The organism is Methylophaga sp. (genome assembly GCF_030651745.1).
In genome coordinates this window covers 22,537-46,814 of the sequence record NZ_JAUSCC010000151.1, presented here as the reverse complement: position 1 = coordinate 46,814, position 24,278 = coordinate 22,537, and the positions used below count along the sequence as shown (strand labels likewise).

Below are 24,278 nucleotides of genomic sequence, written 5' to 3'. Positions count from 1 at the left end.
AAATAAAGGTGGTCGTTTAGCTTAATAACAGGGCCAAAAGCACAAGACTGATGGCCATCATCACGACACTAAACGAAATAGCACTGGCTTTAAGGTGATGATTGCATCTTCTTTCGACCCGTCTCAATTTTGCGGCATTAATAAAAATGCTGCCTTCCGGAATCGGCAGATGATTTTGCCAAAACTTCACACGTAACGATAAACGGCGGCCGATTGCGGAAGACAATTTGGGCAATTGCACTGGTTTGAGAAGAAAGACAACGGAGATTAATGCTGCCAGCCCAATGGGCCAGAGTAGTTTCCAGATACTTGCCAGACTGAGCAAGTCGATAAAACTGTGATGCATGATAGGCCAGCTTAATGGAATGACGATTGGCATCAGACTCAATAAAACCCAGCTGTAAACCTGTGCTTTTTTAGTGGGTAGTAATCCCACTTGTTGTTGATCTCGCCACATGCAGCTTAATGCCCGAAATACCAGCAGCGCACTGGCTAATGAGGCGAGGGTCAGCATCGGCAAATGTGCTTCAAACAGAGAACTTCCTACACCATCTTTTAACAGGTTTTTCACTACGGCTCCGCCAGTGAACGGCATGCCTGCCAGTGCCAGCGCAGGGATAAAGAGTAAGGCAAATTGCCAGCGTGTTAATTGATAGCTTGAGGTTAGTCCTGCGCCCAGAAACAAGGCGCCTTTTGCCAAACCATGATGAACAGCATAAAAAGCCAGCAGTGTGATCCAAACAGATAGGTTTTCCGGATCCTGCCAGGCTAAGGCCACGATTATCACTAGATAGGAGATTTGGCTTACAGATGAAAACGCCAGTACCGTTTTGGTTTTTTGTTGTATCAGCCCGGCTGCCACACCATAAAAAGCACTGAAGATCGCAATATAAAACAACATTGGTGCGTATTGCTGACTGAAGGCACTTTCCACAGGGATAAATTGCCAGATGCCTAAAATGCCCGCTTTTAACATCGCTCCTGAAAGCACTGCACTGGCGGCGGCCGGTGCAACAGGATGGGCCAAAGGCAGCCATATATGTAACGGCCAGAAACCTGCTTTGAGTCCAAAACCCACCAATAATAAAAAGGCGGTGGTGGTCTGTATCGGTACAGTTTGCCAATCTGCGAACAGCATTAAGCCGCCGGTCTCATGCACCCGCATCACCAACCCGGCGTATAGCAGCATCTCACCGAGCACGGCCAGTTGCAGATATAACCTGCCAGCCTGGCGCGGTAATGGCCCTTGGTAATGCACAATTAATCCATATGCGGCAAGACTCATTAACGTGAATCCTGCATAAAAACTGACAGGATCCTGGGCAATCAGCAGCAAAAAATTACCACTCATAGCCACTGTCCAGAAAAACCAGTAGCGTGTTTGGCGAGGATGATCTTGTTCACTGCTCGCTGAATAAATCGTTGCAATCGCCCATAACAGCGCACTGAAGCCGAGAAATGCCTGATTTACCAGTGAGCCCAATCCCAATTGTGCACCCGGCCATAACCCGGGCAATGCCAATGACGCTGGCACAATGAACACAGCAATCAACGCAGGAAATGTGACCAAAGCAAGCCATTTGCCGAGAGCCGGATAGCTGCACAGCAGACCCCAGCCAATAAGGGGTAACAACGGAATCCCGGTCCACAGTAGCCAGCTCATAAGCTAAATTCCTGTGAAACGATAAACTGCGCCCAAGCGAGAGGGCTCCAACCTGTCCCAGCAAAGATACCGGCAATCAGTGCTAACGCTGCTGTAAATAATGTGGGGACCAGTAACATCCAGTGTGTTTCCTTCCAGCCTGCTGTCCCACCAGCAAAATGGGTGTTATCCGGCCAGCTATTCGGTGGTTTGGCAAACCAGCCGCGATAGACCAACGGCAGAAAATACGCCGCATTTAACAGACCAGAACCGACAAAAACCCAGATAACCCAATCCTGGCCAACTTCTAAAGCGCCTAAACCTAAATACCATTTACTGATAAACCCGGCGATCGGCGGGACACCAATCATGCCTAAAGCGCCAATAGTAAAGGCTGCCATGGTCAACGGCATGCGTTGTCCCAGTCCATTCATTTCATTAATGCGAGTGACATTAAGTGTTTCTGCGAAACTGCCGGCACAGAAAAACAAAGTAATTTTCATTAGCCCCTGATGCACTAAATGCACCAGCGCGCCAATAGCTGCAATGGGGCCTAACAGGGCAACGCCTAAAGTGATATAGGACACCTGACTGACCGTTGAATACGCTAAGCGTTTTTTGATTTCCTGCTGCTGTAAGGCTTTGATAGATCCATACAAAATAGTCGCTGCCGCCAGCCATAATAATCCTTGGGTTAAATGCAGCTGATCTGATGCTTCTATGCCAAATACGTCATACACAACACGAATAATGCCAAAAGCGCCTGCTTTAACCACTGCCACAGCATGCAATAACGCACTGACCGGTGCCGGTGCAACCATCGCCTGTGGCAGCCAGCCATGCAAGGGGAGTAGCGCCGCTTTGACCCCTAACCCTACAATCAATAACACAAAAGCAATCGTTAAGCTGACGGAATGATCAGCAGTAAATTCAGCCAGATAGCCACCCGGAACAAACTGAGGACTCCCCGTCAGGCTATGCAATAAGGCCACCCCGACCATGGCGATGGCCCCTCCGCCGAGCGTGTAGATCAAATAAGTTCGTCCGGCGCGTAATGCTGCAGGTGTACCGCTGTGTACGACCAATGGAAAAGTCGCTAACGTCAGCATTTCATAAAACACCAAAAACGTCAGTAAATTACCGGAAAGGGCGAGCCCGACTGTGGCACTGACGCATAAGCTGAAATAGCCAAAGAAGCGGGATCGTAAGGCGGAACCTTCAAGATAGCCAATCGCATATACCGTGGTGGCAAGCCATAATACCGACGATAAGCTGATAAATTGCAGGGACAATGCATCTGCTTGCAGAATCAAATCGCCTGCCGGCAGAAAGGGCAGACTAAACTGAAATTGAATGCCGTGGGTAACGGCAAACAGCATATAGCCCACCAACACTAACTGCGTAAACACACCCATTAAGTTCAGCGTGGTGCGCAACAGAAACTGGGATTCTTTTAAACTGAAGATAATCAGGCCAGGGATGACAGAACTGAGCACCAACATCAGTGGCAAATAGGTTGTCAGCCAATCTTGCATCAGGGCAAGCCTCCCAGGAAGCGGATCAACTGTGCGCTGACAATGGCCATTAGCCATGCCATCAAGGCTGGTAACATGGCAAGCCAATGTGAAAATCTATCCGGTGAGAACGCCGGTGCAACCCGATCCGCCCGATTAAAGCTCACTACAACGACGCGAAATACGTAGACAGCACTGGTGAAGGTACCCAATAAAATACCGATCGCCCAAGGCCAGTGAATGGGCGATGAAAGTGTGGGTTGTAATAATGCCCATTTGGCGACAAAGCCGCCGCTGGGGGGCAGGCCAATAATGCTGCCCCCGGCAATAGCAAAGGCAAACATAGCGACGGGCATGGTCTGTGTTGCTCCTTTTAAGGTCGCGACCCGCTTACTGCCCAGCGTTGCTTGCATTTCACCAGCCACCAGAAACATCGATACCTTCGCCAGCCCATGTGCAATAACAAATAACCATAACGCGACCAGCAACTGCGTTTGTTGCCAATAGAGTAATAAGCCTAATGCCAGCGTCGCATAACCCAACTGTGCGACAGTGGAATAAGCGACTAAGACTTTAAGATAAGGTGTTCTGATGGCACACCATCCCCCCAGAATCAGCGCTGCAATACCGATAATGGCGAGATAAAGACCAGTAGGTTGGGCCAATTCTGCAGGGGCGATCTCTGTCCAGATAAGCCACAAAATATAGAACGGACCTTTCACCACCACCGCTGACAATAATGCACTGACGGCTGTTGGTGCATTGGCATGGGCACTGGGCAACCAAAGGTGTAACGGCCAGACGGCGGCTTTGAGCATTAAGCCGAGTGTCATCAGAATTAAAGCGGACTGAGTGGTGGCATCGGCTTGTGTGACTTCGGCCAGTAACGCGATGTCCAATAAACCATAGCGACCATAAATCAATGCCACCCCTAATAAATAACTTAACGAAGCTGTCAGAGACAGCAGTAAATAATGTAATGCAGGACGATAGGCTTTAGGCCCTGATAAGGCCACCATCGCCACAGCGGCCAGACCTAATAGCTCTAAGGTGACATACCAGTTAAATAAATCTGCGGACAACCACAAAGCCGCTAAACTGCCGTGCAGCAGTAAAGCCAATGGCCAGAAATCGGTGGTATTGGTTTCGCTATGGCGACTATAGGCGGCATACATCGCCACCAGACTGTGCACTAAGGCGGTAAACACCAGTAACAATGAATTGACTGGCGTCAGTTGAAACCGAATGCCCAGTGGTGTTTGCCACCCCCCCAGATGCAAGTGCTGAACCCCGAAAAGGTGCACCTGATACATCGCGGTCAAAGCAGCTGCGAGACTCAGTAAGCTGACTATAATCACCACACTGCCTGCCCGTCGATGCATAAACAGCAACAGCAACGCAGTTATCAAAGGCAGCGCCATGCTAAGTAAGGCAAAATTCATCTGTCAGCGTCTTGTTTTGATTGTGCGTAGGCTACGGAAAGTCTTAAAGCAAACGCCGTTGCACAGACTGCGACGACCAGACCCGTGACAACCAATGCCTGTAAAACGGGATCAATGGTTGCTTCCCTGCTGGCTAAAGCCACCATCACCATAAACACACCATTACCTGCAATATTGATATTGATAATGCGCCGGATAAAGTTTCGGGCCAGTAACAGACCCAGACTGCCGAGCCCCCACAAAGTCACACCAAGACATAAATACAGTTGAATCGCAGTCATGTGTGTCTGAACTCTCTTTCGCCCACGACCAGCCAGGTCAATGTAGCGGCGATTGACAGCGTTGCAGCCACTTCAATGCTGAAAATAAGCAGGCCGTTATAAGCCAGTGGATATTGTAGCCAGGTATCCCCTAACCAGGCGGTGAGGGCAGCTACAGTGATAAACAGGCTAACCCCCATTAATACTAAGCCTCTTAACCAAAGCGAGCGCCAACTGAATGGAGGTAAGACTTCCGTTAATCTGAGCAGAATAGCCCCTGCCGCCAATAACGCACCCGCCTGAAATGCGCCTCCCGGGGCACTGGTACCGCGCCATAAAATATAGCCACCGACAACAACAATAATGGGTGCTAATAGCTGACTCCAAGCGGTTAACAGCGGCCAGCTGGTGGGCAGTTTAACCGGACGAATAGCTAATTGTCTGGCACCCAGAAAGGCCAGCAATAACACACCCAATTCTAATAAAGTGTCCCAGGCGCGATAATTCAATAACACAGCGGTGGTTGGATGACTGACGCCGCTGTCTGCCAAAGCCCGTTGACTCAAATCTGGTAAGGTACTGCTGAAGTCTGCCAACGGCCAAACTGCCCGGAACAGCCAGATTAAAATCAGCATTAAAAAAGCCAAAGCCAGCCATGGAATGCGCCGCTTTTGCGGTTGACCCTGAACTACATGAGATTGTGCGTAGGCTGATAGCAACAAAACACCGGTAATGCCGGCCCCAATCGCTGCCTCAGCTAAAGCAAGATCGGCTGCGCCCAGTCTTGCCCAGGTGATCGCCAATAACAAACCAAAGGCGATATACAGCATGATGCTGTTAAATAAACTGCGCGTGAAAACACTCGCTGCTGCAAGCGCCAACAACAAACTGACCAGTACTCCATCAAACAACCAGTCAGTCATCATGCTGCATATCCTCGTCAGAACGTTTCTGATAGCGCGCTAACAATTGGCAAGCCGTTGCAGCAGACGCCATCATCAGTATCCAGATGATGAGCATTAGCACTACGCTGCGCGCTGAGTCGGCCTGCAGAATCAAGCCAAATATCACCAATCCCAAACCGAGCGTATCCGCTTTGGTAATCGCATGAAGGCGACTGAAAGCATCCGGAAAACGCAGTAAGCCGATGGTGCCGGCCATAAAGAAAAACACCCCTACGGAAATCACCACCAAACTGATCAGTTCAATCATGTTGATCACCTCGCATATATTGCACTAAGGCTGCTGAGAGCAATGCGGCTAACAGTGCAAGTATCAGGGCGGCATCCAGCAAGGCAGGTATGCGTTGGGTTTGCGACAATAACAGCAACAAGGCTGTGCCAGCTGTACCAAAGAGTTGTACAGCTATCAGCCGATCTATGCGGCTGGGACCCATAACAACACGCCATAAGCCCACCATAATGGTCACCAACAAAAGACAGGTCAGCACCATCATTTTGTTATCCCTCCCATGAGCCGCGACAGCTGTTGTTCGAGTTTTGTCACAACGGTTTGCCAGTCTTGTGTGCTATCCAGAACATGTAGATGTAATTGTTGATTGTGATATTTTGTCGCCAGGGTCCCCGGCATTAACCCGAGCAGGGCGGACAAGGTTAATTTGATTGGTTCAGAATTAACTTGCAGCGAATAGACGACCCATTCGGGTTTGATTGGCAGAGAAGGGGATAAAGCGCGTCTTGCGACATCCCATCCGCCTATGGCCATTTCGGTGACGAAAAAAATCACAAAATGTGGCAGATATCTCAGTTGAAAAGCAGGAAGGGGCGGTACCAAATAAAAACTGATACAGGTTGCTGCGATAGCCATGATCGCCCCAAACGCTAAGCCCTCACCGCCTGCCAGCACAAGCCAAAACAAGCTATACAAGATTAACCAGCCTAAAATAATTTTGACTGAAAGTGCTGGTTGCGCCTTAGTCATCTGACAAACAACTCCTGTTTCACTATTGACTGTACGTTCATGCATCAGTCTGTTGACTGAACACGCTTCAGTTAATCTAGCAAACCCATCGTTAAAGTGCTGCAAACTAGGAGTTTTCCGATGTTTGCCAACCTACACTGACCGGAACTGGTGTTATTCATGTCGCTCGCTGGTTGCTAGCTGTAAACTCAACATCCCCTGTTAGTTTGCCATAGTCCAGCCGGCTAATATCGATATCAACCACAGTCGCGCCACCTAGTTTGGGCCAATCACCGGAATAAAGTCAGCTTTCCCCCAGCAAACATGGTTTCCAAATTGCTGACAATACATAATTTACGGCGGTTTTGTCGCCTAGTTATTAAGCATCCGATTGTTATCCTTATCATGGGAGTGGCCATTTCTGCGTCTGTTTCAGTAACTTTGCCGTCGACGAGCCGGGTAGACGTCCGGTAGGTTGCAGACTTTTAAAAACGGCCAAGATCGTGCGTTACGCCAGACACAGCAAAAAATGTAAATGTGCTGTTGACTCGTTATAGGCATCAGCGTATTATTTCGCCTTCTTCGAGGATGTCTGTCCTTGGAATAGTCGGGGCATAGCGCAGTCTGGTAGCGCATCTGGTTTGGGACCAGAGGGTCGGGAGTTCGAATCTCTCTGCCCCGACCACTTTTTGACTGCTTCAGCCTCACTTAGTTATCAATGCGCCCGTAGCTCATCTGGATAGAGCATCGGCCTTCTAAGCCGAGGGTAGCAGGTTCGAGTCCTGCCGGGCGTACCATTTCTTCAATACTTTGTAGGTTAGTATCCACTAACTACTTTCGCCATAATCCGCTTTTACTTTCGCCAACTTCCTATTTCAATCCTCAAGCTTAATGTAATGACCAAACTTTCAAGTTGATTTTTAGCCCTTGTCGATGCTAACTTTCACGTGACCAAGGAAGGCATATCTGAATTTCTCATACTCAACAGTGAACTCAGCAACGTGAATAAAAATACCCTACTCGTAACTGGCGGCGCTGGTTTTATCGGCTCTGCATTAATCCGTCAATTAATTACTGAAACCGATTTCACGGTTATTAATATCGACAAACTGACCTATGCTGGCAATCTGGAATCATTGACTGAGATCGATGCCTCGCCAAACTATCATTTTGAGCAGGCCGATATTTGTGATGCCGAGGCAATGGATCGTATATTCGCTCAATATAAACCCAGCGCAATTATGCATTTGGCGGCAGAATCACATGTTGATCGTTCGATTGATGGTCCCGCAGATTTTGTGCAAACCAATGTAGTCGGTACTTATGTTTTGCTCGAAGCTGCCAGAAAATACTGGAAATCTTTATCTGCAGCAGATGCCGAAAAATTCCGCTTTCACCATATTTCCACTGATGAAGTGTATGGCACGTTAGGCGAAACCGGTCTGTTTACCGAAACCACACCTTATCAACCGAATTCACCATATTCAGCAACCAAAGCAGGCAGCGATCATTTGGTTCGTGCCTGGCACCATACCTACGGTTTGCCGGTATTGATGACCAACTGTTCGAATAACTATGGGCCTTACCAATTCCCGGAAAAACTGATCCCGGTGGTCATTAATAATGCATTAGCCGGAAAACCTCTGCCCATTTACGGTAAAGGCGAAAATATCCGCGACTGGTTATATGTCGACGATCATGCCAGAGCATTAAGACTGGTGCTCGCCGAAGGTAAATTATGTGAAAGCTATAATATCGGCGGCTTTAATGAACATACCAACCTTGATGTTGTGCAAACCATTTGCCAGATTCTGGATGAGTTATTGCCAGAATCACCGCATCGTCCGCATAAGAACTTAATCGAGTTTGTTACAGATCGTCCTGGACATGATGCCCGCTATGCCATTGATGCCAGCAAAATTGAACGTGAGTTAGGCTGGAAGCCTCAGGAAACATTTGCTACCGGTCTGCGTAAAACCGTTCAATGGTATCTGGATAATCGTCAATGGTGTGAAAACGTGATGGATGGCAGTTACCAGCAGCAACGACTTGGTTTAGGAGAAAGCAAATGAGTCGCAAAGGAATCGTATTAGCTGGTGGCAGTGGCACACGTTTATATCCGGTCACACAATCTATCTGTAAGCAGTTACTGCCGGTTTATGACAAACCGATGATTTATTATCCGCTGGCCACCATGATGCTGGCCGGTATGCGGGACATCTGTATTATTTCCACGCCTCAAGATACTCCACGCCTGGAGCAATTGCTGGGTGATGGCAGTAAATGGGGTTTGAATCTGCAGTATATTGTTCAAGATAAACCGGAAGGTATTGCTCAGGCATTTACTCTTGGTGCTGAATTTATCGGTGATGATGATTGCGCTTTGGTCTTAGGTGATAATGTCTATTACGGTCATGATCTGGCCGATATGATGCGGGATGCCGATAATAATAAAGAAGGTGCGACAGTTTTTGCCTATCCTGTTAGCGACCCTGAGCGTTATGGTGTCGTGGCGTTTGATGAAAACGGAAAAGCTTTGAGTATTGAGGAAAAGCCGTTAAAACCCAAGTCACGTTATGCAATAACCGGGTTGTATTTCTATGACAATCAGGTAGTGGAGATTGCTCGCAACCTCAAACCTTCTGCTCGGGGTGAACTTGAAATTACCGATGTGAATCAGGCCTATCTGGATAATGGTAAGCTTAATGTGCAGGTGATGGGCCGAGGTATGGCCTGGCTGGATACTGGAACCCATGATTCCTTGCTGGATGCGTCGATGTTTATTCAAACGCTGGAACAACGCCAAGGTCTGAAAGTAATGTGTCCGGAAGAAATTGCCTATCGTATGGGCTATATCAATGCAGAGCAACTTGAACAATTAGCTCAGCCACTACTGAAAAGCGGTTATGGCAAATATCTGTTAAATATCATTAACGAGACCATTTACTGATGTTAGTAACCGAGACCGATATTCCTGATGTTAAATTACTGACACCCAAAAAGTTTGGTGATGAACGTGGTTTTTTTCTGGAAAGTTATAACAAAAAAACCTTTAAGGAATTACTCGGTTTAGATATAGATTTTGTCCAGGACAACCACTCCCGATCAGCCAAAGGTGTGCTGCGAGGACTACATTATCAAATCAAACAACCCCAAGGAAAACTGGTCAGGGTCACCGCTGGCAAAGTTTTTGATGTTGCCGTTGATATGCGAAGAAATTCAGCGACTTATGGTCAATGGACAGGAGCAATATTAACTGCTGAAGGACAGGAACAATTCTGGGTACCTGCCGGTTTTGCTCATGGATTTCTGGTATTAAGTGACAGTGCTGATTTTCTCTATAAAACCACAGACTATTACGCACCTGAATACGAGAGAACCGTCGCCTGGGATGATGCAGATCTGTCTATTGACTGGCCATTGGATGGTTTGACTCCGGTTTTATCCGCTAAAGATGAACAAGGCACGCCTTTTAAATTGGCGGAGACATTTTAGGGTGAAAATATTACTGATAGGCGGACAAGGGCAGGTTGGTTATCAATTACAGCGCAGTCTTGCCTGTCTGGGCGAATTGCATACCACGACAAGGTTTTCACTGGATTTAGCGGATATTTCAGCAATCCGATCGTTGATTAACGAACTCAAGCCGGATCTGATTGTAAATGCTGCTGCCTATACTGCGGTCGATAAAGCCGAGCAGGAAACAGAACTCGCCCGACAAATCAATGCGATTGCCCCTGCCGTAATGGCTGAGGAAGCCAAAAAGTTAGCGATTCCGTTAGTTCATTATTCCACTGATTATGTATTTGATGGCAGTAAAGACTTTCCCTGGGTCGAGACAGATGCGACCGGACCACTGAGCCATTATGGATTGACCAAGCTTGAAGGTGAACAGGCTATTACCGCCAGCCAATGCGATCATCTGATTTTCCGAACCAGCTGGGTCTATGATCGCCGTGGTCATAATTTTCTTAATACCATGCTGAGACTTGCAGAGGAACGTGAACAGCTGAGCATTGTTGACGATCAATTGGGAACACCTACCTGGAGCAGACATATTGCTGATGTCACAGTACAAGCATTAGCACAGTCTTATAATGATGAAAGCTTCTGGAATAAAAACACTGGTATTTATCATTTAAGTGCAGCAGGTCAAACCAGTTGGAAAGGCTTTGCCGAAGCAATATTTAAGTTGGCAGAACAGGATGGCCGACGAGTGCCAGAGGTAACAGGAATTACAACGGCAGAGTATCCGACTCCGGCCAGACGTCCTTTAAATTCACTTATGGATAATTCTAAGTTACAGCAACATTTCGGTTTGCAATTACCGGATTGGCAGTTAAGTTTACAATGGGTTTTGCAGTTATAAACTGTAAGTGCAGTTTGACCACAGCATGTGGTATTGAGGAAAGGTTTCAGTGATACGAACCACGTACAACAGATTGATGCAGTGGTTTTTAAGCCGTCCAAGAACCACCAAACGAATATTGAGCATTTGCATTGATTACCTTGTAGTGATGCTGGTGCTGTGGCTGGCATTTTCGCTACGTTTAAGTACGCTCTATGATCCGCCCTCATCGCAATGGTGGTTATTTCTGCTTGCCCCGCTGATTGCTATTCCTATCTTTATCAAGCTGGGATTATATCGGGCGATCGTACGTTATATTGGTCTGGATGCGCTGTGGACGATATTCAAAGCTATCAGTTTGTTTACGGCAATTTTTGCCACGGTAGTGGTAATTTCCGGGCCATATGCTGGCTTGGTTCCGCGTACAATTTACTTTATTAATGCGGTGTTACTGTTTTTGGTGGTCGGTGGTTTGCGTTTATATGCCCGTTGGTTATTTATCAGCACCACCCGCAAACCTCTGACTGAACTGAATAATTCGCGTTATATCCCTCCCGTATTGATTTATGGTGCAGGCCAGGCTGGAGCGCAATTATCAGCGTTGTTAAAAATGGGCCGCCAACTGAGGCCTGTTGCGTTTATTGATGATGAACCTACGCTTTATCGCCAGCAAATTAACGGTCTAACGGTCTATCGACCGCGTGATCTCGTCAAGTTGATCGATAAATATCATATCCGTGACGTGTTGTTGGCCATGCCTTCAGCCTCCCGAAGTCGGCGCAATGAAATTCTGCTTTCACTGGAGGAATATCCGGTACATATTCGCACGTTACCTGATCTCACCGATATCGCGGAGGGCAAACTGGAAGTCTCGGATATCCAGGAAGTTGACATAGCTGACTTACTTGGCAGAGAGGCCGTTGCCGCTGATCCGCAATTGTTGACAGCTAATATCAGCCAGAAATGTGTGATGGTGACCGGCGCTGGCGGTTCCATTGGTTCTGAATTGTCGCGGCAGCTTATCAAGCTTAAACCCAGTCGTTTGTTATTGTTTGAAATCAGTGAGTTCGCACTGTACCAAATCGAACAGGAACTTAATCATCTGGAACCCCAAGTCGAAGTTATTGCCTTGTTGGGGTCGGTAGTTGATCGCGCCCGTCTGACATCAATTTGTCAGCATTTTTCGGTACAGACTATTTATCATGCTGCTGCATATAAACATGTGCCGATGGTTGAAAAGAATGTGGGTGAGGGTATCCGTAATAACGTTTTTGGAACCCTGCATTGTGCCCAGGCTGCGATTGCAGCCAAGGTTGAAACGTTTGTATTGATATCAACAGATAAAGCTGTTCGACCGACCAATACCATGGGAGCCAGTAAACGCATGGCAGAGCTGGTGTTGCAGGCTTTTGCACAAAATTCGACTACACGTTTTACCATGGTGCGATTTGGTAATGTGCTGGGTTCATCCGGTTCCGTTGTACCTTTATTTCGGGAACAGATAGCCCGAGGTGGGCCGGTAACGGTGACCGATCCTCAAATTATTCGCTACTTCATGACGATTCCAGAAGCCGCTGAACTGGTTATTCAGGCTGGGGCGATGGGACAGGGGGGGGATGTGTTTGTATTGGATATGGGAGCAGCCGTCAAAATCGTTGATTTGGCAAAACGGATGATTCACCTTAGTGGGTTTACCGTAAAAAATACTGAAAACCCTGATGGTGATATTGAAATCATATTTACCGGGCTGCGACCTGGAGAAAAATTATTTGAAGAGCTGTTAATCGGAGAAAATGTCAGCCAGACTGCTCATCAGAAAATCATGCGAGCTGAAGAGCGAGTAATTGCCTGGCCCGATTTACAGCTGATTTTGACAGACTTACAGCATGCCGTAAGCAGTTCAGATTACGAACAAATCAGAACAATTCTGAGTAAATATGTGGACGGTTTTATGCCGCAATGCGGGATTGAAGACTGGTTGAGTCAGAAAGTTGTCGTTAATCAGTAAATAGCATGTCCAGCGCTGGTGGCTTCGGACAATAAACATGCATCGTTATTAACCTTTCATATAGAGACGGATTATGGATAAAACACTCAATATTGCAGTTGCAGGAACCGGTTATGTCGGATTATCTCTCGCTGTATTGCTGTCCCAACACCATCAGGTCACTGCGCTGGATATTATTGCTGAGAAGGTGGATCTGATTAATGCAAAAAAATCACCAATAGTCGATAGGGAAATTGAAGATTTTCTGGCCAATAAACTGTTAAATCTGACGGCTACGACGGACAAAAAAACGGCTTATGCAAAAGCGGACTTCGTCATTATTGCCACGCCAACTGATTACGATACGGTGACTAATACCTTTAATACCAATTCTGTTGAAGCTGTTATTCGCGATGTATTGGAAATCAACCCGGCAGCAGTAATGGTCATTAAATCAACTATTCCTGTTGGCTATACCAGTACAGTCAAAACGAAATTCAACACTGACAATATTTTCTTCTCGCCTGAATTTTTACGTGAAGGGAAAGCGCTGTATGACAACCTTTATCCTTCACGGATTGTAGTTGGTGAGCAAAGTGAGCGTGCTCAATTATTTGCTGATTTATTGCTTGAAGGCGCAGTGAAAAAAGATGTGCCGGTATTATTTACCGATGCGACTGAAGCTGAGGCAATCAAACTGTTTTCCAATACCTATCTGGCAATGCGTGTAGCCTATTTTAACGAGCTTGACAGCTATGCAGAGATTCATAATTTAAACAGCCGTCAAATTATTGAAGGGGTTGGTTTGGATCCTCGTATTGGTGATCATTACAACAATCCTTCATTTGGTTATGGCGGTTATTGCCTGCCAAAAGATACCAAACAGTTACTGGCCAACTATGACACGGTTCCCAACAGCTTGATTCGTGCCATTGTCGATGCCAATACCACCCGTAAAGATTTTATTGCCGATCAGATTATCAAGAAAAATCCCACTGTGGTCGGCATTTATCGCCTAGTGATGAAGCAGGGGTCAGACAACTTCAGAGCTTCTGCCATACAGGGAATTATGAAGCGCATCAAAGCGAAGGGGATCGAGGTCATCGTTTATGAACCTGTGTTGGAAGATGATGAGTTTTTCCGTTCTAAAGTGGTAAACGACCTGGCAACCTTTAAGCAGCAATCTTCATTAATTATTGCGAATCGCATTACCGACGATATTCAAGACGTAAAAGAAAAAATTTACACCCGGGACTTGTTTGGTCAGGACTAAAAATATTTTACGTATAGAAGGGTGATCTACCATTTGGCATAGATCCTGTATGCTCGAAGTGGGACCAAAAGATATTTTGAAACAATAGCTGGTTTATGAGTCATCAAAAATCAGCCCACTTTGAGATAATCGCTGAAATGAAAAAAATTAGCTCTGTAAAAGATCTTGCAATTAATGGCGCAGCCCCCGCTTTTGATGAAACGCAGCATGTTGGCCGACCGAATATCGGTAGTAAGTCTGAATTTATTGGATACGTCGATAAAATCTTTGAGAATCGCTGGTTGACCAATAACGGTGATTTAGTTCGGACTTTAGAACAGCGTATTGCCGAAAAGCATCAAGTCAAAAACTGCGTGGCAATGTGTAATGGCACCATCGCTTTGGAAATTGCTATTCGTGCATTGAATTTGTCTGGTGAAGTTATTATTCCTTCCTATACCTTCATCGCTACCGCTCATGCACTGCACTGGCAAGAGATCACACCAGTTTTTGCCGATATAGATCCACAAACCCATTGTCTAGACCCAGACGCAGTGCGCCGCATGATAACCCCCAAAACCAGTGGTATTATTGGCGTACATTTATGGGGGCATACAGCACCTATTGATGAATTGCAGCAGATTGCCGATGAATTTGATTTAAAGCTTATGTTTGATGCTGCACATGCCTTTAACGGGACTTATAAAGGTACAAAAATCGGTAATTTTGGCCAAGCTGAAGTATTGAGTTTTCACGCCACGAAATTTTTTAATACTTTTGAAGGCGGGGCTGTCCTGACCAATAATGATGAACTAGCTGAAAAAATGCGTTTGATGCGTAACTTTGGTTTCTCAGGACTGGACAACGTAATTCATCCCGGTACAAATGGCAAAATGATTGAAATTGCTGCCGCAATGGGACTGGTTAATCTGGAAAACGTTGAAAACGTCGTAGAAATAAATAAACAACATTATCATCGTTATCAACAGGGTCTTAATGGGCTTCCAGGAATAAGCCTTTTTCAATTTGACGAAAATGAGCATAACAACTATCAGTATGTGGTGATGGAAGTCAGTCCTGATTGTCCTGTTAGTCGGGATGAATTGGTTGATGTGTTACATGCTGAAAATGTCAGAGCCAGAAAATACTTCTGGCCAGGTTGTCATAAGATGCAGCCCTACAAACAGTTATTTCCACACGCTGGTTTACTGCTTCCCAATACGCTTGTGGTGGCAGACAGAGTGATAGTTTTACCGACAGGGACAGCAATGACTGAAGATGCTGTTGATATGGTTTGCCAGATAATTAGAACCCGTATCAATCAATAGCATGAAGTTAGCGATCATGCAGCCCTACTTTTTCCCCTATATCGGTTATTTCCAACTGATATCGGCTGCTGATACCTTTGTCGTATATGACGATGTTAACTTCATTAAAGGGGGATGGATTAATCGTAATTTTATTCTTTCAAATGGAGATAAGCTGCGCATTACCCTCCAGTTGCTCGGTGCAAGTCCTAATCAGTTAATCAATCAAATCCATGTTGGCAATTCTGGTCACAAGCTATTTAAAACAATCCAACAGAGTTATTCACGCGCCAATTATTATGACGATGTGATACCGCTAATTGAAAAGATTCTCTATTCTGAAGAGACAAACTTAGCAGCTTTTCTGAATTTCAGTCTAAGGCAAATCTGCGATTATCTTGGACTCGATAGGAAATGGTATCTCTCGTCAGATTTAAATAAAGATAATGCGTTGCGTGGTCAGCAAAAAGTATTGGCTATTTGTGAAGAGTTGGGTGCGAAACAATATATCAATGTGCCGGGTGGTAGGGCACTATACGATCATGGCAGCTTTGCAGAGCAGGAAATTCAATTATCATTTCTTGAGCCTGTTATCCAGTCATATGAGCAAAATAGCCACGTATTCATACCAAATCTATCGATTATTGATGTAATGATGTTTAACAGCCAGAAACAATGTCAACAGATGGTCAGGGAGTATGGAATTGTCTGAACACAGAACCCAACAATTTCGTAAAAATATACTGCTTGAAAAGCTTCTTACCGAGCTCAATGCCGATCTGCAATTAAGCGAACAAAATTTACTCAACTCAACTGCCAACCAACAAATGCCATTTCCATTGATTATGGTGATGGGACCGTTACGCAGTGGTACAACATTGTTTACTCAGTGGCTTGCCAATACTGGTCTTGTTGCTTATCCAACCAACTTGTTATCACGTTTTTATCAAGCCCCAATCCTTGGAGCTAAAATTCAGTTATTGCTGACCGATCCACGATTTAACTTTCGCGATGAATTAGGGGAATTTATCCAGCAGGCTGAATATCAATCTGAAAATGGCAAAACCAAAGGTGTGCTGGCTCCTAATGAGTTCTGGTATTTCTGGCGGCGTTTTCTATCTGAACCACAACGTGATGTGTGGACTGATGATGAACTAACAAAGAGTATGGATAGCAAAACTCTTCGGGCAGAGCTAATCGGCATGATGAATGTATTTCAGAAACCGTTTGCTGCAAAAGGGATGCTGTTTAACTACAACATTCCATTCCTCAATAGCCTTTTTGAAAAAGTGATTTTCATTCAAATAAAACGAGATCCGGTTAGCAATGTAGCTTCAGTTCTTGAGGCGCGTAAACGGCAGTTAGGCAATGAAGCTGATTGGTATTCATTCGAAATCCCTGAATACCACCAACTGAAAGAAATGGATCCAGTAACTCAAGCGTGTGGGCAGGTTCATTACATCAATAAAGCAGTCGACAAAGGTTTAGATAAAGTAGATATGAACAGGAAATTGACGGTTCAATACGAGGATTTTTGTGCTCATCCCGAACTCTTTTTTAAAGCGCTTACTGAAAAGTTAGAGATAGAAAAAGCGGACTATAATGGACCGTCGAAATTTACATCAAGTAAAAACAACAACAATGCCGAACTTATTTCCAAAACTATTCTTGGTTTCAAATAATCATATTAGCCACTTCAATACGAAGTAATTGGAACATCTGAAAAAATCAAAATCAGCCTGGGCAGTATACTAATACTTCTAATGAGCTTCTTATATGAAGCGAAACGGTATTGTTTTATGAGTCATAGTGAACAACAGACGTTATTGGTTAGCTGATGTATAATCCTTGTTTGCTTTTTTGGAGGATGACCATCAGTGTGTGGAATAGTCGGTGGTATTGCTGAGCGGAATGTAGCCCCAATTTTAATGGAGGGGTTACGCAGGCTGGAGTATCGAGGTTATGACTCTTCTGGTGTAGCCTTGCTCAATACTGACGCCAATATTCATCGTGTCAGATCGCTGGGCAAAATCAAGCAACTCGAAGCCAAAATTGATGCAGAAAACACCAGTTTTTCTGGTCAAATGGGCATCGCACATACCCGCTGGGCCACCCATGGCATTCCCTCCGAAAATAATGCCCACCCACATATCTGTAATCATCGAATTGCCGTTGTTCACAACGGCATTATTGAAAATTACCAAGTACTTAAACAGCAACAAATCCATCAGGGCTATCGATTTACCTCTGAAACGGATACCGAAGTAGCTGCACATTCGATATACCAGTATCTCTATGGTGATTCTTCACCAACAGCACAGCGAACCAGTCTTTCGTTGTTAGAAGCTGTCATGGAAGCAACCCGTGATTTTGAGGGTGCCTATGCACTTGGGGTCATTGCCACCGATGATCCAAATACGCTTATTGCCGCACGTAAAGGCAGCCCTTTAGTGATTGGTATTGGTATCGGTGAGCACTTTATTGCATCCGATGTCTCCGCATTATTACCTGTTACCCAGAACTTTATTTTTCTGGAAGATGGTGATGTTGCCAAACTAACGAGAGACAGCGTAGAAATATACAGTGCATTGACCGGTGAGAAGGTCGACCGGGCTGTCAAACAATCCACGCTGAATATTACGGCGGTGGAGTTGGGTGAACACCGCCACTACATGCACAAAGAGATTTTTGATCAGCCACAAGCGGTCATCGATACCTTAGAAGGACGGGTGACACAGGATCAAGTGCTAGTTTCCACCTTTGGACCGGGCGCTGAGTCAATCTTCAAGAAAATTGAACGGTTACATATTATTGCCTGCGGCACCAGCTATCACGCAGGCATGGTGGCAAAATATTGGGCGGAAGATATTGTACGTTTACCTTGTCAGGTTGAAGTCGCCAGTGAATTTCGTTATCGAAATCCGGTGATTGAAGACAACACTCTATTTGTGACCATTAGTCAGTCAGGCGAAACCGCCGATACACTTGCAGCATTACAACAGATTAAAGCGCATGCAGCAGAAAGTCCTGACGCTTTTGCAGCAAAAAATATTCCGACATTATCCATTTGTAATGTGGCAGAAAGTAGTCTGACACGTGAAGCTGATCTGAGTTATCTTACCCATGCCGGTCCTGAAATCGGTGTCGCCTCAACCAAGTCTTTTACTACACAACTAGTGGCATTAGCCTTGCTGCTGACTTGTATCGGCAAAGTCAAAAAACGCATTTCACGTGAACGTGAAAAACACATTACTCAAGGTCTGCAAAAACTACCTAACCTGATTCAGAATGCCTTGATGCATGAGCAGGAGATCCAGGATATTGCACAAGCTTTTGCCGACAAGCAACATGCGCTATTTTTGGGTCGGGGCACCATGTATCCCATTGCTCTTGAAGGAGCATTGAAGCTCAAAGAAATCAGTTATATCCATGCTGAAGCCTATCCTGCTGGCGAGCTGAAACATGGCCCATTAGCGTTGATTGATGAAAATATGCCGGTGATTGCCATTGCACCACTGGATGATCTGCTGGAAAAGCTCAAATCCAATCTCCAAGAAGTCAAAGCACGTGGCGGCCAAATGATTGTATTCGAAGATGAGCGTTCGGATATAAGTTCTGAGTCGGGTTTCAAGGTTGTAAAAGCCACCACCAATGTGGGTCGTATAACAGCACCGATTACCTACAACATCCTACTTCAGCTTCTTAGTTATCATGTTGCCTTGATCAAAGGCACTGATGTTGATCAACCGCGGAATTTAGCGAAGTCGGTAACGGTCGAGTGATTTACAGTCCCTGTATTGTTGCAGCTGAAAGGTGCAGGAATATAGACGTTTCCAGAGATTGTTATCTGACCGCTTTTTAACGGCTGACGAAAAAAATGTTGCTCTCGAAGTTACACAATGCATATTCAGATGCACGGCTATATATAAATAACACTTTCTGGATATTGGCTGATAAGTTGCTGATGATGGGCATCACTTTTTTAGTGATGGTCTTTGTAGCTCGTTATTTAGGACCCGAGCAATATGGATTATTGGCGTACGCAATAACATTGGCATCAATATTATCTGTCGCTGGCCACATGGGGCTGAGTGGACTTGTTATCCGAGAAGTAGTCAAAAAACCTGAGTCAGAAGCTATCACGCTGGGAACAGCCTTTGTACTTAAACTGGCTGGTGTTATTGTCGGATATATAGCTTTATTAGTTTATGCATTGCTTTATGAAGGAACGTCGGGAACTGCATTTTATTTGATATTAATTGCAGGTAGTATGATTTTATTCAAACCCTTTGACGTTATCGAATTCAGATTTCATGCTTATGTGCAAGCAAAGTATGTCAGTCTAGCCAGATTAATCTCTTTGTGTATTTCATCAGCCGTAAACGTAGCATTCGTAATAGCAGGCGCTAGCCTGGTGTTCTTTGCTTTTGCAAATGTATTACAAGCCATTTTGGGTGCATTTTTCTTAGTGGTAATTTTTTACTATCAATCAAGACAATCAATCGGTCAGTGGCGATTTAATGGGCAACGAGCGCGTGAACTGTTTAGCCAAGGATGGATTGTCTACCTAGGTACGTTTTTCGCGATCATTTATATGAAAATTGATCAAATCATGCTTCGTTGGTTAAGCAGTATGGATGAACTCGGTCAATATGCTGTGGCTGCTCAATTATCGGAAGCTTGGTATTTTCTCCCTGCAGCGATTGTCACGACAGTTTTTCCTAAGCTTATTAAATTAAGACAACAAAATGAGCAGGTTTTTAATCAAAGGTTGCAGCAATTATTTGATTTATTGTTTATTTTGGCTTTTATAGTAGCCATTATCATGACATTTTTTGCCGAGTGGTTTGTTGTTCTGTTTTTTGGGGTGGAATTCGCTGCAGCTGCATCGATTCTCATTGTTCATATATGGGCAGCACTATTTGTTTTTATGCGCGCAGCATTTTCAAAATGGATTTTGATTGAAAATGTTTTAATATTTTCTCTTATTACCCAAGGGCTTGGTGCCGTGGTTAATGTTTTTCTGAATTTGTTACTTATTCCTGAATATGGTGGTATGGGAGCAGCATACGCAACAGTCATCTCCTATATTACAGCGTCATATTTTTCGTTACTGATATACGCTAAAACTCGAAAGATATTCTGGATGATGACGCTAGCAATAGTTTCACCTGTTAGATATCTTCGAACTATTAGAGGTTTGGCTCGATGAAAAAGGCCCTTAAAAGAGTCATTCCTCTACACATCCGATTAATCCTAAAGCAGATACTTTGGCTTTTTCACATTAATGTTATTAGGGTCTTCTCGTTAACAGGTGTAACAGCAAGTTTTTATTATTTTTTATTCAGTAGAAAGTTTGATAGAGAGCATGTCAGTGTTTTGCGTGGCAAGCTTGCTTACCATTTCGCACAGTTTTCTTCAGCCACTAGTTCAGCAAAATTAAGGCGGAATATTCATCGTTTAGAAAAAGGGCTCATTATGCGTCCAAGGAAGCCGGTTTTTGCTGAAGACTATATCGGAGAGACGGTTGATAGTTATTTAAAAAACTCCGTCAATGACAATTTCTGTTTGGATGAAAAAAAGTGGGCTCATGATGTTCTTGAAGAATACTTTTCAATTGTTGGTACATCAGAAATTATAGATAAAGCTAGGCAAAAGTTTATTTTAAAAACGGACAGTAATTTAACCGAAAAAAAGCCAACCCCGTTTTTTAAGCCTTATTCACATGAACAACTTCCACAGCCAGCTATAAGTGTCGAACAGTTTGCATCACTACTTAAGCGACGACGTTCTGTCAGATGGTATCAAGATAAAGAGGTAGACTTTTCGCTGATACAAAAAGCAATTGATTTAGCCAGCTCGGCTCCTTCTGCTTGTAATCGACAACCTTATCGTTTTATTGTGGCGGCTAATAGAAGCAAAGCTGTTGAAATTGCAACTTGTGCGGGTGGAACGAAAGGATTTGCAGAAAATTTTCCAGCATTGATCGTGGTGGTGGGGGACTTATCAGCTTATCCCTTAGAGCGTGATAGGCATCTTATATATATCGATGGCGCACTTGCCAGTATGCAATTAGTCTTAGCACTTGAAACAATGGGTATATCAAGTTGTTTAATTAACTGGCCTGATATCGAAAAATCTGAACAACAAATACAACTTAAGCTCAATATAGAGAACTATGAGCGTGTGATCATGTTAATTGCGATAGGCTATGCCGAACCAGCAGGCGGCATCCCGTATTCACAGAAAAAAAAGAATGAGCATCTTATTCAGAGGATTTAAGTTTTAATGTTGATCGAGATTCGAAAGGCGGGGTTTACAAATAAAGGTGCCGAACTGATGTTATATGCGATTCTTGAAAAAATAAATAATCGCTATCCAAATGCACAGCTAACTATGGCACCAACACATGCACAGAGTTCTCAACCGTTCGAAAAGCTCGTGGCAAAAAGATTTTATCCTAAAGCCTGGTTGTGGTTATTTAATATTCAGTTGGGAGATTTTGCACGCTATTTACCCAGTAAGCTACGTGAAATGTATGGTATTAAATTAGACAAAGAGGTAAGCGTAGTCATTGATGCTGCGGGTTTTGCTTATAGTGAAGATTTTGGTATCAAGCCAACAAGAGAACTATACAGAGCAGTAAAACGGTGGAAAAAAAATGAGACAAAAATTATCCTCATGCCTCAAGCTTTCGGCCCGTTCAAGTCTAAAATAACATCCAAATATGTAAAAAAAATAATAGAGTTTTCAGATGCCATTTTCCCTAGAGATGAGTTTTCGTACCAATCTCTTACACAGATTGAGGCGTCCACAAAAATAGTAAAATACCCTGATTTTACCTGTTTGATCGATGGCTATTTGCCAGATTACTTTGATTATTCGACTAATAGGGTGGCCATAATACCTAATGGCAGAATGATGGATAAAACAACGGCTGAAATTAGCGCATTATATCTGCCATTTCTTATCGAATGTATTCGCTATCTAAAAGCAAAGGATTTGAATCCATTTATATTAATCCACGAAGAAAATGACATTTTTTTAGCAGGAAAAATCAAAGAAACGGTTGGTGAAATACCAATAATTTTTGATTCAGACCCTTTAGTTATAAAAGGGATTATTGGCCAGTGTGATGCAATAATAACCAGTAGATTTCATGGGTTGGTGAGTGCACTTTGTCAGGGTGTTCCTGCTATTACTACCGGTTGGTCTCATAAGTACGCTGAGTTACTTAATGATTATGAATATCCTGAAGGTATTGTTTCAGTCACTGATAATCCAACTCAGATAAGAAAAAAGATTGATAATTTGTTTGACGGTAAAGTTAGAGAGGGTTTGATTAAACGACTAACTAAAAATGCAGGAATACAGAAAAGTCTAGCTAATGATATGTGGGAAGTTGTGTTCAGTATTATTGATAAATCATCCAAGTGAAAAATGTTAAATGATCTTAATCAACTTTTATAACCAAAAAGGTGCTGGACCTAAAAATATTGCACTTAATTTTATCAATACAGCTATTACAAAGGGAGGTGCAGAGAAGTTTGTTATTCTTGTTCCAAACTTCAAAGAGTATAAGCGGTTAGTTTCAATTGAAAACGTTGAGTTTATTAAATTGCTTTGCCCCTCTAGTATGATAATGAAAGTAATTTTTCGAATTTATATCGAAATATTTTTGATTCCATTTCTGGTAAAAAAATTACATGTAAGAAGCTTATTGGCCTTTGGTAATTTTCTATTTACTCCAGTTAATCTTCGCAAGATAGTTTTGTTGCATCATCCTTATTTGGTTGATGACAAGCTTTTTAAACAATTACCTATTAGAGAAAAAGTGTCTGAGTCACTTAAACGCTTTGCTTTTTATCTTACAACCAAAAATGTTAACAAAGTAGTGGTTCAAAGTGATTATATGAAACAATTACTGATACAAAAATATCCTGTCGGTAAGTTTTCGATTGATGTTATATCAAATCCTATCAGTGATAGTTTCAGAATCTCTGATGATTATAATTTTTCAGCATTGTTGGAGCAACGTCTGTCAACAATGACGGAATCGATTGAGTTACTCTACGTTAGTAGGTTTTATCCGCACAAGAATCATAAATTTCTTGTCTTGCTATCAAGATACTTGAATTCTAAAAATATTAAAAATGTAATTAAAGTTACAGTTGATCCTTCAATCAAAGAAGCGGCTCCATTTTTGAGAGATATCGCTAAGCATGATGTTTCAATAATTAATCTAACAGAGCTCAAACAATCTGAGTTGATTGAGCATTATAAAAAAGCCCATTTTTTTATTTTTCCCTCTGAAGCCGAAACTTTTGGTAATCCATTAATTGAGGCAATGTGTTTTGGGTTACCTGTTTTGGTACCCTCTCTTGATTATGCTCGATCGGTCGTAGCTGAAGCGGGCACGTATTTCAATGAAAATGATGTGGCTGATTGTATGGTTAAGGTTAATTCGTTAGTTGATGACAAAGATTTATATTTATTTCACTCTATGCTGTCCTTAACTCGATTTAAAAAATATCCAACTTCGAGTCAATGGTTCGAAAAGTACATTTTTTTGATAAATAACGATTTAGTAAAAATAAAATGAACCA

The 24,278-nt window shown here is 43.7% G+C and carries 22 protein-coding genes and 2 tRNA genes; 16 read left to right on the top strand and 8 right to left on the bottom strand.

Annotated features, from left to right (window positions below):
- Positions 1–16 precede the first annotated feature (16 nt).
- Genes Q7V21_RS17730 through Q7V21_RS17695 form a run of 8 tightly spaced genes read right to left on the bottom strand, consistent with a single transcriptional unit; the run spans position 17 to position 6,799 of the window.
- Complete coding sequence (locus Q7V21_RS17730; protein ID WP_304918561.1) at positions 17–1,663, bottom strand: complex I subunit 5 family protein; 1,647 nt, start codon at positions 1,661–1,663, stop codon at positions 17–19.
- Entirely contained in the window at positions 1,660–3,177 is a 1,518-nt protein-coding gene (locus Q7V21_RS17725; protein WP_304918560.1) for a proton-conducting transporter membrane subunit, read from the bottom strand. The genes Q7V21_RS17730 and Q7V21_RS17725 overlap by 4 nt, the downstream gene beginning before the upstream one ends.
- Positions 3,177–4,598, bottom strand: a complete 1,422-nt coding sequence (locus Q7V21_RS17720; protein ID WP_304918559.1) for a complex I subunit 5 family protein — start codon at positions 4,596–4,598, stop codon at positions 3,177–3,179. The genes Q7V21_RS17725 and Q7V21_RS17720 overlap by 1 nt, the downstream gene beginning before the upstream one ends.
- Positions 4,595–4,879 (bottom strand): NADH-quinone oxidoreductase subunit K, encoded by a 285-nt coding sequence (locus Q7V21_RS17715; RefSeq protein WP_304918558.1) that lies wholly within the window; start codon positions 4,877–4,879, stop codon positions 4,595–4,597. Before Q7V21_RS17715 ends, Q7V21_RS17720 begins: the two co-directional genes overlap by 4 nt.
- A complete protein-coding gene (locus Q7V21_RS17710) occupies positions 4,876–5,784 on the bottom strand; it encodes a hydrogenase subunit MbhD domain-containing protein (RefSeq protein ID WP_304918557.1) in 909 nt (302 codons plus the stop codon). Before Q7V21_RS17710 ends, Q7V21_RS17715 begins: the two co-directional genes overlap by 4 nt.
- Positions 5,774–6,070 (bottom strand): monovalent cation/H(+) antiporter subunit G, encoded by a 297-nt coding sequence (gene mnhG, locus Q7V21_RS17705; protein WP_304918556.1) that lies wholly within the window; start codon positions 6,068–6,070, stop codon positions 5,774–5,776. The genes Q7V21_RS17710 and mnhG overlap by 11 nt, the downstream gene beginning before the upstream one ends.
- Positions 6,063–6,314 carry a monovalent cation/H+ antiporter complex subunit F gene (locus Q7V21_RS17700; RefSeq protein WP_304918555.1) on the bottom strand — a complete coding sequence of 84 codons (252 nt, stop codon included), beginning with the start codon at positions 6,312–6,314 and terminating at the stop codon, positions 6,063–6,065. The genes mnhG and Q7V21_RS17700 overlap by 8 nt, the downstream gene beginning before the upstream one ends.
- Positions 6,311–6,799: a Na+/H+ antiporter subunit E gene (locus Q7V21_RS17695; RefSeq protein ID WP_304918554.1), complete on the bottom strand. Its 489-nt coding sequence runs from the start codon at positions 6,797–6,799 to the stop codon at positions 6,311–6,313. The genes Q7V21_RS17700 and Q7V21_RS17695 overlap by 4 nt, the downstream gene beginning before the upstream one ends.
- Before the next feature lie 587 nt (positions 6,800–7,386).
- On the opposite strand from Q7V21_RS17695, the gene Q7V21_RS17690 reads away from it, so the two are divergent.
- The 16 genes from Q7V21_RS17690 to Q7V21_RS17615 all read left to right on the top strand — a co-directional run bounded on the left by Q7V21_RS17690 (position 7,387) and on the right by Q7V21_RS17615 (position 24,274).
- Positions 7,387–7,463: transfer RNA gene (locus Q7V21_RS17690), tRNA-Pro, on the top strand.
- A 35-nt stretch (positions 7,464–7,498) separates the two neighbouring features.
- A tRNA-Arg gene (locus tag Q7V21_RS17685) sits at positions 7,499–7,575 on the top strand.
- A gap of 204 nt (positions 7,576–7,779) precedes the next feature.
- Positions 7,780–8,850, top strand: coding sequence for a dTDP-glucose 4,6-dehydratase (rfbB, locus tag Q7V21_RS17680; RefSeq protein ID WP_304918553.1), 1,071 nt, complete (start codon positions 7,780–7,782; stop codon positions 8,848–8,850).
- Positions 8,847–9,728, top strand: a complete 882-nt coding sequence (rfbA, locus tag Q7V21_RS17675) for a glucose-1-phosphate thymidylyltransferase RfbA (RefSeq protein ID WP_304918552.1) — start codon at positions 8,847–8,849, stop codon at positions 9,726–9,728. Before rfbB ends, rfbA begins: the two co-directional genes overlap by 4 nt.
- Positions 9,728–10,273 carry a dTDP-4-dehydrorhamnose 3,5-epimerase gene (gene rfbC, locus Q7V21_RS17670; RefSeq protein ID WP_304918551.1) on the top strand — a complete coding sequence of 182 codons (546 nt, stop codon included), beginning with the start codon at positions 9,728–9,730 and terminating at the stop codon, positions 10,271–10,273. The genes rfbA and rfbC overlap by 1 nt, the downstream gene beginning before the upstream one ends.
- A gap of 1 nt (position 10,274) precedes the next feature.
- Entirely contained in the window at positions 10,275–11,147 is an 873-nt protein-coding gene (rfbD, locus tag Q7V21_RS17665; protein ID WP_304918550.1) for a dTDP-4-dehydrorhamnose reductase, read from the top strand.
- A gap of 49 nt (positions 11,148–11,196) precedes the next feature.
- A complete protein-coding gene (locus Q7V21_RS17660) occupies positions 11,197–13,134 on the top strand; it encodes a nucleoside-diphosphate sugar epimerase/dehydratase (RefSeq protein ID WP_304918549.1) in 1,938 nt (645 codons plus the stop codon).
- Between the two features lie 73 nt (positions 13,135–13,207).
- The gene (locus Q7V21_RS17655; protein ID WP_304918548.1) at positions 13,208–14,386 is read left to right on the top strand and encodes a nucleotide sugar dehydrogenase; all 1,179 of its coding nucleotides are present in this window, start codon (positions 13,208–13,210) and stop codon (positions 14,384–14,386) included.
- Between the two features lie 95 nt (positions 14,387–14,481).
- Positions 14,482–15,693 (top strand): DegT/DnrJ/EryC1/StrS aminotransferase family protein, encoded by a 1,212-nt coding sequence (locus Q7V21_RS17650; RefSeq protein ID WP_304918547.1) that lies wholly within the window; start codon positions 14,482–14,484, stop codon positions 15,691–15,693.
- Between the two features lies 1 nt (position 15,694).
- The gene (locus Q7V21_RS17645; RefSeq protein ID WP_304918546.1) at positions 15,695–16,384 is read left to right on the top strand and encodes a WbqC family protein; all 690 of its coding nucleotides are present in this window, start codon (positions 15,695–15,697) and stop codon (positions 16,382–16,384) included.
- 115 nt (positions 16,385–16,499) lie between these two features.
- Positions 16,500–17,354, top strand: a complete 855-nt coding sequence (locus Q7V21_RS17640) for a sulfotransferase (RefSeq protein WP_304918545.1) — start codon at positions 16,500–16,502, stop codon at positions 17,352–17,354.
- A gap of 195 nt (positions 17,355–17,549) precedes the next feature.
- Positions 17,550–19,454 (top strand): glutamine--fructose-6-phosphate transaminase (isomerizing), encoded by a 1,905-nt coding sequence (gene glmS, locus Q7V21_RS17635; RefSeq protein WP_304918544.1) that lies wholly within the window; start codon positions 17,550–17,552, stop codon positions 19,452–19,454.
- Positions 19,455–19,549: 95 nt separating this feature from the next.
- Positions 19,550–20,884, top strand: coding sequence for a flippase (locus tag Q7V21_RS17630; protein ID WP_304918543.1), 1,335 nt, complete (start codon positions 19,550–19,552; stop codon positions 20,882–20,884).
- Positions 20,881–21,954, top strand: a complete 1,074-nt coding sequence (locus Q7V21_RS17625) for a nitroreductase family protein (protein ID WP_304918542.1) — start codon at positions 20,881–20,883, stop codon at positions 21,952–21,954. Before Q7V21_RS17630 ends, Q7V21_RS17625 begins: the two co-directional genes overlap by 4 nt.
- 6 nt (positions 21,955–21,960) lie before the next feature.
- A complete protein-coding gene (locus Q7V21_RS17620) occupies positions 21,961–23,109 on the top strand; it encodes a polysaccharide pyruvyl transferase family protein (protein ID WP_304918541.1) in 1,149 nt (382 codons plus the stop codon).
- Positions 23,110–23,119: 10 nt separating this feature from the next.
- Positions 23,120–24,274: a glycosyltransferase gene (locus tag Q7V21_RS17615; protein ID WP_304918540.1), complete on the top strand. Its 1,155-nt coding sequence runs from the start codon at positions 23,120–23,122 to the stop codon at positions 24,272–24,274.
- Positions 24,275–24,278: the final 4 nt, after the last annotated feature.